A 17,293-nucleotide genomic window follows, 5' to 3' on the forward strand; every position below is an offset into this window, starting at 1 on the left:
ATACAGCAGAGGTAGTACTCCTTGAAGTTTCTGTAAGTACCGAAATGGTAGCATACCAAGATTGTCATAATCTCACTCTCGGATAGCCTGCCCTTGCGGTTACGGTAGCGCTTCCCATCGCCATCATGAGAGGGCAATGGGAGGTTTTGGGCCAGTTCTGCATTCAAATTCTTGTCAAACTCATCGATAATACAGAAAATTTCTGTAACTTTGTCCTTGGTAATCATCGCTTGGTTGTTTTGTAACTTGTTGATTTTCACCTATAAAGGTACAAAATATTGGCGAGATTACCAACTTTTATAATGCTTTTCTTATCCCGAACTCGCGTATACTATAAGTACGCTGCTGCGGATAATAACCGTTGCTGACCGACGGACTTTCCGGGTCAACATACTTGAAGTGTGAGAAGGTGAGCAAGTTGCTGCCAGCCAAATAGATGCTCAGACGAGAGAATGGAGTGCTTTTCAAGAACTTGACAGGCACATTATAACCTATGTTCAAAGCTTTTAAGCGAAGATACTGGCCATTAACTGTCCACCAAGTTGACCTCCAAGCATTGTTGCCATTGGGTACAGTGGACAGGCGTGGATACTTGGCATTGGTATTTTCTGGAGTCCATGCCCCCTCAACCAGATAGCAAGGAGAGTTGCGGTTATCTTCGAAGGTAGAGGTGTAGACAGTCGTTGCTGTTACACCCGTGTCGTATACTCCAGACAATTCATAATCACAGTGATCAACACCCTGCCATAACATGGTCAGATAGAAGTCTTTGTAGTTCACATCAACATTGAAGGAATAGTTTATCTCTGGCAATGTTCCATAGCCGATTTTCACATAGTCGTAACGCGAGTTGATGACTCCATCACCATTAATATCAGCATACATGATATCACCTAAGCGTATCATACCTGACGGGGCAGCCGGATAATTATCTATTTGCTCTTGAGTCTGAAATAGTCCCAAAGCTTTGAAACCGTATTGGGCATTGAGTGAATGACCCAAAATGGCACGATAGTTGGGATAATTATCGGTCAAAGCCTCACGCAGAACCTTGTTTCGGGCGAAAGAGAACATGCCTTTCACCATATAGGAAAAATCCTTGCCGAGGCGGTTATGATGTGTAATCGTGAGCTCGAAGCCTCGGTTGTCCACTTTGCCCGAATTCTGATAGGAAGGATAATAGCCACCTAAAGAGGGTGGATAGTTGCCACTCCGGCTTTCAAGAATATTGCTGGTGAGCTGATAGAAAAGGTCAAGCTCTATGCCGAGTTTCTGGTTCCATAAATCTACATCAAAACCTAAGTTGAAGCTGTGCGTGGTCGACCATGTGAGGTTACGGTACACATAAGGATTGGTTGTATAGAATTGTGCAATGGCAGAACTTCCTAAAACCATGCTGTTATTAGCCACTCCAAAGTTGCTATTATAGAGGAATGGACTTACATTATCCTTGCCTGAAGAGCCGTAACTGGCACGAATCTTAAAATAGTCTACTACAGGTAACAATTTCTGGAAGAATTTTTCCTGAGACACAACCCATCCTGCAGAGACCGAGGGGAAGAATCCCCATCGATTCTCTGGAGCAAAAACATATGACCCGTCTTCCCTAAAGGTGAACTCAAAGAGGTATTTATTAGCGAATGAATAGTTCAACCGGCCAACCCATGAGGCCTGGCCTGAACGAGAGTGTTCGCCTGCAACCGGCAGCTCTGGGAATTCCGTTCCCAGTGAGATGTCCACCGGTTCAGTACTATGGAACTTGCGTTTGAAACCAGACATTGTGCTCGATTTAGACAGTTGTTTCTCATAGAGGAACAGCAAGCCTACATGGTGCTGTCCGAAGTCGCGCACATACTCCAATTGAGGTCTCAACAACCAATTCTCACTCCATGAGGAAGCCTTTGTGAAGGAGCCTCCCTCAGTATATCCACTGGCTCCTCCAACACCTTCTTCGAGGTTCGATGTCAAGTAGTAGAGTTGATAATAGTTGTCGAAATTGGCATCTGTAGTATGCCCATAATTGTAAGCGCCAAATACAGAAAGCTTTAATCCTTTCAAAACATCAGTCAGACCTGAGAAGTCGTATTCCAATTTGTAGTTAGAATCAAAAGTCCATCGTTTCTCTTTCTTGTATCCTGAATTATACAAGGCAGCATAGCCGTTAACATAGTACGAACCACGTTGGTAGGCAGTAGGTAGCCCTTGGTATTCAGACTTGATAATCGGGATGGTTTCTGTAGCTTGTTTGATAGGGTTGAATTCTGACTGATTGTCTATAGAAGTGCCTGGCCAGTCCCGCTGAGATTTAAATCCAGAGATATTGGAAATAAACCTCAGGTTCTTTGCTACCTGTATATCAAGGTTCGTTCGGACATTAAAACGGGTAAAGGCGGTATTGCGCAGGGTTCCCTGCTGATCCATATAACCTAAGGAAGTGTAGTAGCGAATACGCCTGGTGGTACCTGATGCCGAAATGTTGTGCTGTTGAGTACTACCAGTATGGAATATTTTTTTCAGCCAATCAGTTTCGCCATAGATACTATTAGGGTCGTTGCTGCACACTTTATTTTGGATGTCGGCTGTCCATAGAGGAGTAAGTCCGTCCATTTGGCGAGCTTTGTTGTTCCAGTACATATAGTCTTTTGCATCCAGAAACTCAGGCATGGCAGTGTTATGGGTAAATGTATAAGACCCTGTGTAATTAATCTCAGAGGTGTTACGATTGCCCGACTTGGTGGTAATGAGTATCACACCGTTGGCTCCTTGAACACCGTAGATAGAAGCGGCAGCATCCTTTAGGATAGAGATACTCTCTATATCATTCGGATTCATGTAGTCCATGGTTCCCGGGACTCCGTCGATAATGACTATCGGACCTCCCCCTCCGAAGCTGTTGATACCCCGCACATAGAGCGCAGTACCATCGACACCAGGCTTGCCTGTGGTCTGGATGCTGGTCAGGCCCGAGAGCTTACCAGTAAGCAGGTTGCTCACATTCTGAAGGGGAGCTTTCATGAGCTCCTTAGAACCTATGGAGGATACAGAACCGGTGAGGTCTATTTTGCGCTGGGTTCCATATCCCACAACGACGACCTCGTCCAACAAATGTTGGTCTTCACTCATTACTACATTGATGGTAGACATCTGTCCTACATGCACATGCTGCGTTGCGTATCCTATGTAAGATATCTCGAGTATGGATTTGGGGGTTACCTGAATACTGAACTTTCCGTTTACATTGGTAATGGTACCACCTTGGGCACCCACTACCCGTACTGCGGCACCGATGACAGATTCCCCCCTGCCATCCACAACCTGTCCTGTTAGTTCATGCACAAGTTCCGTGGGGTGAGGTGAAGTGGTTGATGCGTCCCTCTTCTGGACGAGGGGAGAAATGATGATGTGCTTGTTGTAGATACGATAGGACAGGTTACGGTTCTCCAGCATCTCATTCAACAAGGTAGATAGACGGATTGTCTTACTGGACACACGAACATTGGCACTCGGGTCCAAATCGTTGGTACTGTAGTCTACCGAAAGGTTTGTCTGCTGCTCAATGGCACGGATGATAGAGCCTACAGTATTCTCTTTCGACAATTTTACAATTTGATCTTGGGCAAATGCTGCAACTCCTACGAACAACATCATACAAAGTATGATCACCCGGTGGTTGCAGACAGGGTAATAGATTGATCTTTTTAAGAATGGAGTCATATTGAACAGATTTAATAATATTTATTATTATGCCCACCAAACGCTCGTATATATTAAGGTATAAGGTAGACGAATGGTCGCTTATTGACTACAGTTCTTGGTTCTTCCTGCCCCGTGCAGAGATATGTATAACATTGCCCTGTCGCTGGCAGCTAATGTCAGAGGCTATCCCTGTTATCACATGGAGTATATTGTCAAGGTTCTCATTGCTGTTAAAGCGCATGGTAAAGCGCCTTTCTTGATTTACCATGGGATCTACACGGAATCGCACATCATACCTGTGCCGGAGTTGAGTGAGCACTGTCTGCAAGGGCTGGTCATCAAAATACAGGCGACCTGTAACCCAGCTCATGGCAGCTTGAGCATTTACTGGCTGACGCATTAAGGTATGTGCTCCACGGTCATAGACGGCCTGTTCATTAGGAAGTAGGATTAGCGCACTATGACCATCGCCCACTTCTACACGACCTTGCTCAAGTGATGTAGTTACTAATGAATCTTCTGGGTAGGCCCGCACATTGAAGTGGGTTCCCAGAACCTTCACGCTCAGATTACCCACATTTACCCTAAAAGGACGACGAACATCATGTTGGACATCGAAGTGAACCTCTCCTGAGATATATACTTGCCGGTCGATCCAATGGCTGAATGTCTTAGGATATATAATCGAAGAGCCTCCCCCCAGCACCACGCGGGTACCATCAGAAAGCATCAACGACCTAATAGTTCCATCAGGTACATAGCATTGTTGCATAGCCCAAGCATTAGCCTCGTATCGCGAAGCGGCCAGCCATCCCCCGACAGCCATTAGTATAGGTATAGCCAACATGGCTGCCCAACGCAACAACATGTGCGTAGGACGCCTGCGGAGGCCTTGCTTATCCATACTGTCTATACGGTGATTGACTATGGCAAGGGCATCTTGCACTTCTTTGGCAGTAACATCACGCCCATCAGTTTGTACCCACAAATCTTGCAGGGCAGCTTCCGTTTCTTCCTTGGCACTATCATCGGTAGCCAAGAAGAGAGCCGTTATGCGCTGTAGCTCAGCGGGTAGTGTCTCTGTGAAGTAGCGCCTAAGAGCACTTTGTATATTACGATTTTCCAAGAATAAGAGTTTTATTAGGAAGACATAGTAAAATTGTCTTACTACTTAGTTAAATATATATAAAATTTAGATTGATGATTATCTCCATGCCCGGAGTTCTTTTAGTGCTCCATAGATATGAGTCTCCACAGTACGAATGCTGATGCCCAGCTCTTTGGCAATCTCCTCATTCGACCGACCTTGAATGCGGCTCATATAGAACACTCTCTGCCGTTGGGGAGACATGTGCGATATGCGCTCCAACACATGTTCACGAAGCTCCTGAAAGGCAATGTCTTCTTCTGTAACATTCGTACTGGCCGTGCGGTCATCAAGGTCTACCATCGTGCCGGCATGCAACTGACTCTTCAGCAGATTAAGGGCTATATTGCGCGCACTGGCAAAAAGATAGGAGTCTAATGCGTGTACCTGGGTAAGCTGTGAACGACGCATCCAAATATGCACAAAGAGATCCTGCACAACAGTATCAGCCAGAAAATCATTTTTTGTGATAGTTCTCACAAACGAAAGAATCTTCGGGTAATAGGCTGCGAAAAACTTGTTGAATGCCTTCCTGTCGCCCTGACTGATAGCCATAACCAGCTTCTGATCTCCTCTATCCAGCATAGATGGTTACAAGATTTAGTGGTATATTAAATACCACAAAATTAATGAAAAGAACTAAGAAAAAAAACTTTTTTACTATGAAAAACTTTCTAACCTAAGTTTAATATTAATAAAAACAAGATAAAAAGGTTTTATTAAGTCTTTTTGTCTGGTAAGGCCAAGCCTGTTTTTGTTAATCTGATACTTTTGATAATGGTAACAAGGAAACTATTCAAAACTTATTTGGGAAAAACAATTGGATGAACAAATTTCAATTGTAATACCTGTAGAGTATTGAACATGAGTCCTTGGCTAAATACATTATGAACAACCGGCAAGAGTAATAATATTAAAATTCTCTTGTTCATAGGTTTTGATTAATTAACTCGTAATAGCCACAATTTCTTGCAGCATATTCAGCTCGTTGCTAATAAAACTCGCCAGACATTTTTGCGAATTTATATATTTTTTTTACACCAGCCAATGAATTTTTACGATATTATGCTCACCAGATTAAAAATTCTTTCTGCTACATTGGTAAAGCAATAAATTTCTCATATTCATATTAACATTTATATTTAATCATACTATTGCCCCGTGTGGAAAAACCATGCATTTCTAATCGGAAAGAACAAAATTTGGAATCAGTTTATATAGAAGTTTATTATCTTACTTAGTTTTGGTGCCTTTCAAGAAGAAAAACCGTGAATTAACGGGCTAGCTCATGGAAGGACAATTTAGAGAAAGAGAACGCTATGGCAAAATCTCTAAGCTGAGCATATGACTAAAGCAATGCTAATCCTTGAGAAAACCACAAACACACCTTAATTGAATTTAAGGCATAGCCACACAAACTTTGCCGGACTTGAGTCTCCAACCAAAAAAGCATCACAGAATCTTAAATAATCAGAAATTATAGAAAACTTCAATATTTCATAAGGCTCAATAATATAACTTTTCCATAAAAAAGTTCACCGGCAGATAATTAACCTACTTTCTGCACCCTAAAACAAAGGAAAACAAATGCAAGAATAAATATCCAAATAATTATTATCAAGTGTTTTATGTAATAGGTGTTTTCATATCACTACATGTTTCAGCCTTATGCTATGATTTGCGTCCGATTTGCGCCTCTAGTAAAACAAAGGAATGGCTGATAATCTAATATTTACTAACCATTCTCTGTAGCGGGGGTGGGACCCGAACCCACGACCTCCGGATTATGAATCATATCTAATACATTTCTCCAGTTTGCTTAATATTTATAAATAACTGAATATTAAGTACTTAAATATTTTGTAGATTCTATGAAATTACTTAAATTTGCACAGAATTTAGGTAGCAAAGTTCACCAAAAGTTCACCGATTTCATTCTTAATCCACCATAAATAAAGGGTTTTGTGATTTGTAATATGAGTAGAAAGTTCACCGAATCGGACATTTCGTCCAACAGACAGTATAGGGATCGAGGAGAAACAACACTTGCAAAGTTTGTTTCTTCCAATGGCAGCGTAACGGGAACACTTATGATAGATCCTCGAAGAGCATCTGGTGATGAATCGGAAATTCTGCCTGTTGCCATCCGCGTTCAATATAATGGCAAGAAGATATATTTACGAATTGGTAAGACTTTTGTTTTGTCAGAATGGAAAGCTTTGTGTGAAATAGAGCGGTTAGGAAGAAACAAAAATGCAAACGAGCGGGTAGAACTAAGGTCTCATTTGCACAAGGTTGAACGACTTGTTAATTTGCTGATAGAAGAAAGTGCGTTCACTCTCAAAAGATTGCAAGAGAGATTTAGTGGTATCACACCCGAAGAAAGAACAATCTATACTGTATGGGATAAGTATATTGAAGATAGGAAAATTGACAAATTAGGTACTGCACGAACTAACACGGATGTGAAGAGACGTTTTGTCAAGGAAATGGGGACGAATGTTACCTTTGGAGACATAGACAGGTCATTTATTCAGAAATGGGCAACGGTCATGAAGAAGCGTGGACTAAGCACGACAACTATTGGAATCAGCCTGCGTACATTCCGAGCCATTGTGAAAGCCTGCATAGATGAAGGACTAATAAAAGGTGATACACGAGAAATGTTCAAAGATACAGGCTATAACAAATCTAACAGCCGCAAACATGAGTTTCTAGACGTTACTACGATGCACCAACTTTACAACTTCTGGGAGAAAGGAGAAGCTAAAGGGGAGAATGGAAAAGAAATTTTTTATTCGCATGAAAAAGAGGCTATCTTTCGTGACCTCGGTTTATTCCTGTTTATGTACCTCGGTGATGGGCAGAATCTTGCCGACACATTACGATTGGAATATGATGAATGGTACTTCTCTACACATGGCAAACAACTGCGTTTCTTCCGTCAGAAGACACATGACCGAAATGAGAGTGCAAGTGAAGTGATTTTCCCCATAACTCCTGAACTAAAGAAGATAATTGACAGACATGGCAATGAGCCCAAATTAGGAAGACGTGTTTTCCCAATTATGCCAAGACTGCTTCTTCCTGAAAAGGAATTATGGTTGATTCAGCGTTATAACAAGTATATCGGTATTCACATGAATAAGGTAGCTACCCTCTTGGGAATGGAACAAAAGCCCACATCAACATGGGCAAGGCATAGTTTCGCTACTAATCTGAACAATTCTGGCAAAGTTCCATATAAGTACATCAGCGACAGCATGGGACATAGCAGCAATGGAGACATCACCTCTAATTATATAGGCGCTTATCCTTTGGAGAAAATGTTAGAATATAACTGGTACCTGCTGCATGAAGAGAAGATGCCTATGGCTTCTGGCAAGAAAGAACTATTGGAACTTCTGAAATCCATGAGCAAGAAGGAACGAGAAGACTTATTGTCATCAATATAGGATATTCTTTTTTGTTAGACAACAAAAAATTAGTAACTTTACCGACAAAATATTAGATCGTGAGCAAACTAATCAAAACGGACAAGGAGTATGCAGCTTGGATAAAAACTCTGAGCAATAGATTTAAGCAGAGTCAAATCAAAGCTTCTGTCAGGGTGAATAGTGAAATGTTGCTATTCTACTGGAATCTGGGAGCGGACATGGATTCTAAGAAAGCTGACAGCAAATATGGGTCTGGCTTTTTCAAGAACCTCAGTTTAGATTTAGGCGATGCTTTACCCGAAATAAGAGCTTTCTCCATCAGAAATCTCCAGAACATCCTTAAATGGTACAGATTCTATAAAAAGGATTTCTCGATTACGAAACAAGCTGTTTCGCTAAGTTCAGAGAATACGAAACAAGTTGTTTCGCAAAGTCAAGGCAAAATATCATTCGATGACTTCTTGTCTATTCCATGGGGACACCATGTTTATATCTTGCAAAAGTGTAATTCTACAGACAAAGCCTTATTCTTTGTTCAGCAGACTCTCAAGCATTGCTGGTCGAGAAGTGTGTTGTTGAATTTTCTGGATACCAATCTTTATGAACGAGAGGGTAAGGCCATTACCAACTTCAGTGCAACATTACCATCCGTCACAAGTGATTTGGCCCAAGAGATTACTAAAGATCCATACAATTTTGACTTTGTCGGTCTCACGGAGCCCTACAGGGAAAAAGAGCTAAAAGATGCTCTTATCAAGAACATAGAGAAGTTTTTGTTAGAGATGGGAAATGGATTTGCCTATATGGGAAGGGAATTCAGAATGGAAGTTGACCATGACGAGTTCTTTGCTGACATGCTTTTCTATAATACAAAAATCCATTCTTATGTCATCGTAGAAGTAAAGACAACAGTTTTTGAGACATCATTCTTGGGGCAACTTAGTGGTTATGTATCATTTGCTAATCATATACTCAAAGGGAAAGGCGATAACCCAACGATAGGTTTGTTAGTTTGTAAAAACAAGAATGATATTGTGGCTCGCTATGCACTTGAGGGGTACACACAACCACTTGGAATATCTGAATATGAATTATCAAAAGTGTTTCCTGAAAATTTCAAGAGTTCACTCCCATCAATTGAAGACATTGAGAATGAACTTAAAGAAAATAAGTAATACCTATGACTGGCTCAAAATACACAGATCAGTTACTATATTGGTATCAAGCCAGCAAGATAACGGCAGACCGCATCATCAACGACTTGAAGAAGCAGTCGTTTGAAGCGGTGATGCACCTGTATGCCTATACAGCAAAGTCCTTGAAACTTGAATATATTGTGAGCCAGCAGGGCTATCCTTTCTTGTTCTCTAACAATTACACACGGGTCGGCGATACCCTCGCAGCAGCGATAACATTCCTTATGAGCGAGGGCAACATGAGCTTCGCCAGTCCGGACAGGGTCCGGAAGACGCTGAAATACTGGCTCGTCTGTGGCAATCTGTATGAGACGCTTGTTTCAAAGGTTATCATCAAGGCAAGTGAAGCCAAAGAAAGGATAGAACTGAATGGTTTTTCTGATTTGAAGCAGCAATTAGTTGGCACAAGTATTCTGAATGGAATTAAGACACAGCATGATTGGGACAGATTTTTTGGCGTTGAAATTTCGGAAGATGACGAAGATGGCGCAGTAACAGAAAGAAAAGTTAAACTAATCCCAGCCGAACTTCAAACGGAAGCAGCCCGACGGATTCTTGACAAGGCTATTTCGTTGGGTCTGTGCGATTGTGAATATCAATGGCTAAAGACCAAGAGTCTTCTGGCCTACTTCGCAGACTGCGCCAGCGAGTATCTGAATCTCTCGCGGGCGGAGCAAGACGGCAAGAAGAAAACATATTGGAAACCTTTTGAAGCCCTGTTCGGTGTTTCCGGGCTGGCCAATTACAAGAACACCTATACCAACAAGACGGGCAAGCTGCCCACCGGCCATGAAATCGTGGAAACGATATTCCACTAAAATGAGGTAATCTTAGAGAATCAATGCCCATGTAAGTCTGCCTTGCATGGGCTTTTTCATTCCTCTTACTATACAAGCATTCCGTTCCATTGGAGGAAATGCGCCCATGCCCATATAGCTACCACATGGTAGCTATATGGGCATGATGCCATGTAATCGCATGATACTTTTGCAGCAAACTTTTAAAACAAAGAGACATGCAAGGAAATTTCATCATGCTGCAAAAGGAAGACCTCAAGGAGGTCATTGCAGAAGTATTGGAAACAATGGTGGGTAAGAATCTGCTGAAAGAATCAACTCCGGCAGAATCCACCGAGTATCTAACCCGTGACGAGCTGTGCGCTCGCCTGCACATCACCTATACCACGCTGTGGCGCATGGAGAAGCGTGGCGACATTCATGTCCATAAGATTGGCAGGCGCAACCTGTATTCTAAACAGGAGGTGAATGCACTGATAGCAAATGGACTTTCTTCTGATTCTGTAAGCAGGTAGTATGAACATAGCAGAACTTAGCAAGAACATCCCCCAACCGTCAGAGGTGGATTATATTCTTTCCTCTTTTCAGCAGTTACAAGAACAGGGAGCCATTGATGCTGGTGGCTTTCATGTATCTTCCATGAGTGAATGTGTAAGAAAAGGCAAGTCGCTTCCTCCTCTTGTGGTACTCTATCCCAATATTGTCCTCGAAGGTGACCTTTGCATCATCTTCGGACAGTCGGGGATCGGCAAGACCATTTTTGCCATGCAGGTGGCAAGGGATATTGCGGCAAGGGGAAAGCGGGTGCTGTACGCTGACTTCGAGATGACGTTGCGACAGCTGTCTCTCCGTTATGAATCCCCAGATTTCCCTCCCACGTTCTTTCGTGCGGAGATGGACGGGGACCATCTCACCGATGACGTACTGAAGGGAATAGAAACGGCAGCCGTGGCAAATCTGGCTGAGGTGGTGTTCATCGACAACATTACCGCCCTTAGTCAGTCGCTTGACAAAGGTGCCGATGCGGGCTCACTTATGGCATCGCTCAATGCCCTCAAAAAGAAATACAATTGGACTCTGATAGTTCTTAATCATGTTCCCAAGATGTTTTCGGGTGCCGTGCCGCTTTCCCTATCGGCTATTCAGGGCTCCGCCAAACTCAATCAGCTCATAGACGATGCTGTGGGACTGGGGCAGTCAAGCCGTGACAAGTCTATGGTCTATGTGAAGCAGTGCAAGTGGCGCAACGGCGAAGTTGTGCTCGATGCCGACAATGTGGCTCTGTATGAGCGGACCAAGAACAAGAACGGCAATCTTTCCTTTACCTTTCGTGGCTATGACACGGAGGCCACTCATCTGGAAACGACATCTACCAGCGGGCGTGAGGAGCTGAAATCAAGGGTCAGGGAATTGTCCTCGCAGGGCATGAAGCAGCAGGACATAGCCAGGGAATGCGGTATCACCCAGAGCAAGGTGTCAAGGCTTCTGAACGGCTGATTATTCACTTTATGCAGTTTATGCAATATGCATAAGTGCATAAACTGCATAAAACGCATAGCAGACATGGAAAATCAGGACTTGAAGGGAATGTCGGCGAGCAAGGCTGCGCCCAATGATCGGATGTTGACAGGCATTCCTAAGCAGGATATAGGATGCCATTATTCCTCCCTTACGGATTATCTGGATAAGGCGGTGGGATATAATCCCAAGATGTTGTCTACCATTGACGACCTTATCATGCAGTTTCATCTGGGTGCTGTTACTAAACAAGTGAACGGGCACCATGGAACGGTGCTACCCAGAATCAGCCGAAATGACAAGGTTGTTGGTGGAAGCGTACTGTACTTTGATACAGGCAGTGGGGCAGTCCTGCAAAGAGAGGCTTTGGTGGAGCATCTTTACAGCTGGTATTGCTTTAGCTATTATGTCGATAGTGAGGTATTCTTTGGCGAGCATCTACTTTCAAACAAGCCTGTCGCCATTGTGCAGGAAGAAAAGACGGCCTTGCTGGGTACGCTGGCGGAACCCACCGTTGACTGGCTGGCGGTTGGCGAGGGCAGCAATCTCACCAAAGGCATGATGAGTAAACTGGCTGGCAGGCGAGTTGTTCTTTTCCCTGATGATATGAGTTGTGATTATTGGACGGAGCAGTTTGGTAAGCAATTCAAGGTGGACTGTGGTTTTGTCAATCGGGACATTAACCGATACCTTATCGATACAATAAGAGGTCGTGGCAGTCCTTGAACTCGGGGGGAGGGATGAACAGGGCTCTGCCCTTGTTATAGCCCACTATAACTACACGCTGCACTTTCGTAGTTGTGGGTCCAAGGCCAGCCTTGGAGAACCGGCGGGGATGACTCTCCCCCTGCACCCTCCACTCGGTGGCATCTGCCCCCAAGACCCCTGACCAGAGCGTGACCCTCTCTCTGGACTCTCCGCTTAGGGAGCCTCCCTAAGAACCCTATGAAAAGAAAAAACAACAATCATTTAATTCCCTTTTATTATGGCACAAATGACATCGGTACACATCAAGCCCTGCAATATCGGACAAAGTGAGGCACACAACCAACGGACAAAGGCGTATCTTGACCACATCAATGCCGAGAAACTTTATATCAGGAAAGACCTGATACCTAAGAACCAATCGTGGATATCGGAACTGCAAGGCGGTATGACCTTGCGGCAGTATTACGATGCCATCGGCAGAATGGTGAAGGGAAAGACGGGCAGGGCCATGCAGACCAAGGAACGGGAGCGAATCAACAAGAAGACGGGCAAGGTAACCAAGATTGCCGGCTGTACTCCCTTGCGTGAGGGCGTCGTGGTGTGCAAGGCAGACACCACCATGGAACAGCTGCTTCATTTCGCCGACCTTTGCCGACAGCGTTTCGGTATTACGACCATACAGATACACCTCCATCGTGACGAGGGGCATTGTCTTGATCCGAATGACAATTTCACATGGAAGCCTAACTATCACGCCCATGTCATCTGGGACTGGATGAACCACGAGACGGGTAAGTCCTACAAACTGGACAACGAGGACATCAGCCTCATGCAGGACATGGCAGCCGAGGCGTTGGAAATGGAGCGCGGCGTTTCCAGGTCGGAAACGGGCAAGCGGCATCTGGAACGGAATGACTATATCGTGGCCAAACAGAAGCGCGAGTTAGATGAAAGCAAGAAACAAGCGGAGAAGCTGGCAAAAGAGAACGAGCAGAAAGTTCTCGCCTGTGAAAAGTTGAATAAGGAAATCCACGACAAACAGATGAAAGCCAATCAGGAGAACGGCAGTGCCATCCTGTCAGGCTTGGCCAACCTTGCAGGCAAAGGCAAGTATGCCCAGTTGGAAGCCGAGAACATGGCCATGAGACAACAGATGGCATTGCTGCCCGAGAAGATAGCACAAGGAGTGGCAGAGAGAACGGCTGAACTGGAGAAAGTCTGTGAAAGGGAAAGGCGGATAGCGGAGGTGCGTTTGGTTGAAAACAATAAGCTCACGCAAAGTTACAACAGTTTGCTGAAGAAGTCGCAAAACGATAAGAAATCGTATGAGGCAGCTCTCTCGCAGAAGAATTGCATCATGGCCAATCTTATATCCGCTTTTCAGAAGGCAATAGAGTTGTTGGATGTTGTATGTCGCAAGGCTTTGAAAGCCGTCATCGACTTTGCCAAAAAGCCGATAGCCAGACGGTTTACATACGAGCAAGCCTGTGCAGTCAATGATTTCCTTGATGTAGGTTCTGACAGGCGGGGGGCAGCCGATACGCTGATAACGCTTTCCCGGCCATTTCTCACCGAAAACGAATACACCAAGGGAAGGCAGGAGGTGCAGAATGTTGAAAATGACTTTTCCACATACAAAAGAATGTTACAAAGCCAAGAGGAGAAAATAGCAAGTCCACGCCACGGGAGAAGGTTATAAGAGGATGGCTCGAGGGCAAAAAGCATTGTTTTTCCGCTTTTTGCTTGGCTGATTTCCAGATTTTTCCTATATTTGCTACCAATTAGAGTGTTGGATTTGCGTTATCTTCCTCTTCCCTTGCAAGTTCAGACAATATAGAAGACATTTATTTTCAACAGAAGAATATAATGGGAATTTTGCAGGAACATAACATCTCCATCGGCATAGACGGACACCGCCTTGCCTGCTTCAAGTCCTTCCGCCTTGTGCAGCGCATCGGAGAACACCACAACTTCGAGCTCGTCATCGACCTTGAAACAGGATACAACCGCTATGTACACAATCTTAAGGACAGTGCTGGCTGGCTTGGCAAGACCCTGGCGGTCCTGGCGGGCGCGCCTGAAAAGGCCACTTTCCTGGGCGTGGTCACGAACGTGAGCCTTCAACGCCAGAACAGCGACTTCGGCTGCATCGTGGTCAAGGGCAGTTCGATGACCTACCTGCTGGAGAACGAGGCGGGCTGCCGCTCATGGAACGGTCTCACGATAGGCGACATCATCTCGCGGCTGGCCTCGGATGCCGGAGTGACCGCGCAGGTGTCCCCGGAGTATGGGAGGCCATTGGGCTACATGTGCCAGTACGGAGAGTCGGACTTCACTTTCATACGCCGCCTGGCACGACAGTATGGGGAGTGGATGTACTATGACGGCCTGCGCCTGGTCTTCGGCAAGCCAAGCCTCCCCCGCCCCGTAAGGCTGGAGTTCGGCACCGACCTCTCGTCACTTGACGTCGGGGTGCAGACGCTGGCGCGCCCCTCACGGGTGTTCTCCTACAAGTCGATCACCGACCACGAGTTCAGCGAGGCCACGCCGGATATCTCCACGGGGCAGGACCTGCTGGGACACAAGGCTTTCGACGCCTCCATGGAAATGTTCAAGACCCCCTCGCACCAGTATGCGCTGTCCCGTGTCCTGTACCCCCAGGAACTGACGGACTATGTGCGCAGGAAACAGCAGGGGCAGGCGGCCGCCTCACATTATGTGGAGTGCACGAGCGAGAACGCGAGCCTCACGGTAGGCAGCGTGGTGGACGTGACGAGTTCCTTCCTGGAGCGTGTGGGCAGCCTGTCCTCCGACGGCATCGGAGAGTTCATCATCACCGAGATTGAGCATACGGTGAGCGAGGACCGATATTACTCCAACCGTTTCAGGGGCATTCCCTCGACGGTGCAGACCCTGCCACAGCCCGATGTGCCGATGCCCGTGGCCGAGTCGCAGATGGGCGTCGTGGTGAGCAATGCCGACCCCGACGGCAAGGGGCGCGTGCAGGTGCGCATGGTATGGCAGACGGACGACATGCGGACTGACTGGCTGCGTGTGATGACTCCTGACGGCGGAGGCAGCGACGACGTGAGGACGAACCGCGGCTTCGTGTTCATCCCCGAGGTGGGCGACCATGTGCTGGTGGGCTTCCGCCACGGAGACCCGAACAGACCCTATGTCATGGGGAGCCTCTTCAGCGGAAAAACAGGTGGAGGCGGAGGCGAGGGCAACAAGTGCAAGAGCCTCACTACGCGCAGCGGCAGTTCGCTGAAGCTGGACGACTCCGACGGCAGTGTTACGCTGCACGACAAAGGAGGCGTAAGCATGAACTTCGACGGTGGAGGAAATTACAGCCTCAATGCATCTTCTAAATCTACAACCTCTGTAGGCAAAGGTGGGGCGAGTATTCTGACAATGGATAGTAACGGAAATATAGACCTTTCGGGAAAGGCACAGATTACTATTAGAGTTGGAGGAACCGCTATCACAATAAAAAATGAAGAGGTACGAATCAATAGTAAGAATATTATCATAGAAGGTGAGAATAACACTGTGATTGGAACTCATAACAAAGTAAATGGAGAAACTGCAATAGAAGGCCCCAAAGTGTTCTTGAAAGGTGCTCCGGTAAAAGTCAACTAATATTGTGCTGTATATGGAAAAGTCGTATTGGGTAAAGGTGCGTGAACATAGTTTAGAAGGGAATAGCGTTAGACTGACTACGAATAAATATCGGTGTGAGCAGACTATTATTACAAAATTGAATGGTATCCCTGCCTGTACTATTACTATAAAGTCGGATTATCAATTCGAACGAGCTGAAAATATAAAGCGTCCAGCCATGAATGCCTATTTCAAGTTGATAGAACAGTTTGTTTCCGTCTATCCGCCAAGTTATCAGCAGCCTTTGGAGATGATTGTCGATTTGGAAAAGTTGAAATGTGAATCTGTCTTTGATATTGATATGGAGACAGGAAAAGTTGCAGGTATTGTCAATCATGATGAAGTAGTAAGCAAATGGAATGACTATAAGGTGGAGTTAGTGGGCAGATACAGTTTCCTCCGTTCTGTCGATACAAAGGAGAGTGTAAATGCTTTTATAGAGTCCGTAGAAAAGGTTATTACAAATGAGGAACTTTTAAAGACAGAATTTTATGGAAAAATGATATTTATGCTATTGTTTGATGGTTATCTCGTTAATAAACCCAATTACACGGCCCCTTATAATATAGATTTCTCCTCACAGTTGTTTCAGGGGGTGAAGTTTCCTATGACACTTACTCCCCATATACAGAAAGAGTCGCCTGAAGCGGTTATCTATGACTTGAAAAGCTCTATCCCTGATTCTGTTAAACATTTGGAAAATATTAGGAAAGAATATGATGACCGTTTTAAACCTGCCATCCAATATAGTTTTTCGGAATATAATGCACAATTCTATTCTCACGTACTGCTAAATGAAGGGGAGAACTAGGCACAGTTGCAAATATCCGTGGCAATAACATTTTGTTATCCAAAGATCATCGTCGTTCTATACATGAAGAATGGCAGGTCTTGTACTCCACGGAGCTGTGCTCTGAAGCCTTTCAACTTTGAGTTTAGAGATTCTGCATGAGCATTAGTTGATCTGTTGATGAAGTAGTTTAGTACTTCTTCCTCCTTGTATTTGATAGCATCCCTTGCAGCCTTCACTTCACGCAAAGTGCATGCTGAGACCTTCTGATACCAATCATGCAGTTTATCCTTTGCTGCAGTCCGATTAATATCCTTGCTACTAAATATGCATCTTAGGCT

Annotated in this window: 13 protein-coding genes and 1 pseudogene; 9 read left to right on the forward strand and 5 right to left on the reverse strand. The window is 44.9% G+C overall.

Annotated elements, in window-relative coordinates:
• The 4 genes and pseudogenes from BM114_RS13115 to BM114_RS13130 form a co-directional block, all read right to left on the reverse strand.
• Positions 1-227, reverse strand: a pseudogene (locus tag BM114_RS13115) (IS982 family transposase); the annotation flags it as partial.
• Between the two features lie 70 nt (positions 228-297).
• Entirely contained in the window at positions 298-3,597 is a 3,300-nt protein-coding gene (locus BM114_RS13120; RefSeq protein WP_255406531.1) for a SusC/RagA family TonB-linked outer membrane protein, read from the reverse strand.
• A 205-nt stretch (positions 3,598-3,802) separates the two neighbouring features.
• Positions 3,803-4,822, reverse strand: a complete 1,020-nt coding sequence (locus BM114_RS13125) for a FecR family protein (protein WP_092114095.1) — start codon at positions 4,820-4,822, stop codon at positions 3,803-3,805.
• A gap of 78 nt (positions 4,823-4,900) precedes the next feature.
• The gene (locus BM114_RS13130) at positions 4,901-5,428 is read right to left on the reverse strand and encodes an RNA polymerase sigma-70 factor (RefSeq protein ID WP_092114097.1); all 528 of its coding nucleotides are present in this window, start codon (positions 5,426-5,428) and stop codon (positions 4,901-4,903) included.
• 1,391 nt (positions 5,429-6,819) lie between these two features.
• On the opposite strand from BM114_RS13130, the gene BM114_RS13135 reads away from it, so the two are divergent.
• The 9 genes from BM114_RS13135 to BM114_RS13175 all read left to right on the forward strand — a co-directional run bounded on the left by BM114_RS13135 (position 6,820) and on the right by BM114_RS13175 (position 16,973).
• A complete protein-coding gene (locus BM114_RS13135) occupies positions 6,820-8,298 on the forward strand; it encodes a tyrosine-type recombinase/integrase (protein WP_092114099.1) in 1,479 nt (492 codons plus the stop codon).
• Positions 8,299-8,357: 59 nt separating this feature from the next.
• On the forward strand, positions 8,358-9,455 hold the full coding sequence (locus BM114_RS13140; protein WP_092114101.1) for a PDDEXK nuclease domain-containing protein: 1,098 nt from the start codon (positions 8,358-8,360) through the stop codon (positions 9,453-9,455).
• A 5-nt stretch (positions 9,456-9,460) separates the two neighbouring features.
• The gene (locus BM114_RS13145; RefSeq protein ID WP_092114103.1) at positions 9,461-10,294 is read left to right on the forward strand and encodes a DUF6043 family protein; all 834 of its coding nucleotides are present in this window, start codon (positions 9,461-9,463) and stop codon (positions 10,292-10,294) included.
• A gap of 197 nt (positions 10,295-10,491) precedes the next feature.
• Positions 10,492-10,788, forward strand: a complete 297-nt coding sequence (locus BM114_RS13150; protein ID WP_092114105.1) for a helix-turn-helix transcriptional regulator — start codon at positions 10,492-10,494, stop codon at positions 10,786-10,788.
• Position 10,789: 1 nt separating this feature from the next.
• On the forward strand, positions 10,790-11,770 hold the full coding sequence (locus BM114_RS13155) for an AAA family ATPase (RefSeq protein ID WP_092114107.1): 981 nt from the start codon (positions 10,790-10,792) through the stop codon (positions 11,768-11,770).
• 27 nt (positions 11,771-11,797) lie between these two features.
• Positions 11,798-12,517 carry a DUF6371 domain-containing protein gene (locus BM114_RS13160; protein WP_092114109.1) on the forward strand — a complete coding sequence of 240 codons (720 nt, stop codon included), beginning with the start codon at positions 11,798-11,800 and terminating at the stop codon, positions 12,515-12,517.
• Positions 12,518-12,776: 259 nt separating this feature from the next.
• The gene (locus BM114_RS13165) at positions 12,777-14,198 is read left to right on the forward strand and encodes a plasmid recombination protein (RefSeq protein ID WP_092114111.1); all 1,422 of its coding nucleotides are present in this window, start codon (positions 12,777-12,779) and stop codon (positions 14,196-14,198) included.
• 167 nt (positions 14,199-14,365) lie between these two features.
• A complete protein-coding gene (locus tag BM114_RS13170; RefSeq protein ID WP_092114114.1) occupies positions 14,366-16,141 on the forward strand; it encodes a type VI secretion system Vgr family protein in 1,776 nt (591 codons plus the stop codon).
• A gap of 13 nt (positions 16,142-16,154) precedes the next feature.
• Positions 16,155-16,973 (forward strand): hypothetical protein, encoded by an 819-nt coding sequence (locus BM114_RS13175; protein WP_255406534.1) that lies wholly within the window; start codon positions 16,155-16,157, stop codon positions 16,971-16,973.
• 35 nt (positions 16,974-17,008) lie between these two features.
• Here the strand turns inward: BM114_RS13175 and BM114_RS13180 are convergent.
• A partial coding sequence (locus BM114_RS13180) for a transposase (RefSeq protein WP_143089346.1) occupies positions 17,009-17,293 on the reverse strand: 285 nt, incomplete at its 5' end.

The sequence above is a fragment of the Prevotella sp. KH2C16 genome (assembly GCF_900113305.1).
Lineage (GTDB): Bacteria > Bacteroidota > Bacteroidia > Bacteroidales > Bacteroidaceae > Prevotella.

Bases quoted from the DNA above. Each gene is read 5' to 3' on its own strand.
- BM114_RS13160 (WP_092114109.1), top strand. From the start codon at position 11,798: ATGCATAAGTGCATAAACTGCATAAAACGCATAGCAGACATGGAAAAT.
- BM114_RS13170 (WP_092114114.1), top strand. From the start codon at position 14,366: ATGGGAATTTTGCAGGAACATAACATCTCCATCGGCATAGACGGACAC.
- BM114_RS13155 (WP_092114107.1), top strand. From the start codon at position 10,790: ATGAACATAGCAGAACTTAGCAAGAACATCCCCCAACCGTCAGAGGTG.
- BM114_RS13175 (WP_255406534.1), top strand. From the start codon at position 16,155: ATGGAAAAGTCGTATTGGGTAAAGGTGCGTGAACATAGTTTAGAAGGG.
- BM114_RS13130 (WP_092114097.1), bottom strand. From the start codon at position 5,428: ATGCTGGATAGAGGAGATCAGAAGCTGGTTATGGCTATCAGTCAGGGC.
- BM114_RS13145 (WP_092114103.1), top strand. From the start codon at position 9,461: ATGACTGGCTCAAAATACACAGATCAGTTACTATATTGGTATCAAGCC.
- BM114_RS13135 (WP_092114099.1), top strand. From the start codon at position 6,820: ATGAGTAGAAAGTTCACCGAATCGGACATTTCGTCCAACAGACAGTAT.
- BM114_RS13165 (WP_092114111.1), top strand. From the start codon at position 12,777: ATGGCACAAATGACATCGGTACACATCAAGCCCTGCAATATCGGACAA.
- BM114_RS13150 (WP_092114105.1), top strand. From the start codon at position 10,492: ATGCAAGGAAATTTCATCATGCTGCAAAAGGAAGACCTCAAGGAGGTC.